We start from the raw sequence: 345 nt of genomic DNA on the forward strand, positions 1-345 counted from the left end.
CGAGGACCTCGCAGCAGTCGCGTACACGCTGAACAACAGGCCCAGGAAGGTCCTGGACTGGAAGACTCCCGCGGAGGTCTTCGCCGAGCAGCTACGCTCGCTCTCAACGCACGGTGTTGCAACGACCAGTTGAACCCGCCCAGTTCCGCTCGGCCCTATTCCAGGACGCCCTCACCACCCACGGGCTGATCGGGTCCATGGGTCAGGTCGGTGCTGCCGGGGACAACGCGGCAATGGAATCCTTCTTCGCGCTGTTGCAGAAGAACGTGCTGAACCGGCGTCGCTGGCAGTCCTTCGACCAGCTCCGGCTCGCGATCGTGAGCTGGATCGAGCGGACCTATCACC

General features: G+C 64.1%; 2 pseudogenes. Both read left to right on the forward strand.

What is annotated here, in order from left to right:
• Window positions 1–133, forward strand: a pseudogene (locus D8M29_RS13380) (IS30 family transposase); the annotation flags it as partial.
• Window positions 134–137: 4 nt separating this feature from the next.
• Window positions 138–345: pseudogene (locus D8M29_RS13385) on the forward strand (integrase core domain-containing protein); the annotation flags it as partial.

The organism is Micrococcus sp. HSID17227, from assembly GCF_003989405.1.
Lineage (GTDB): Bacteria > Actinomycetota > Actinomycetes > Actinomycetales > Micrococcaceae > Micrococcus > Micrococcus luteus.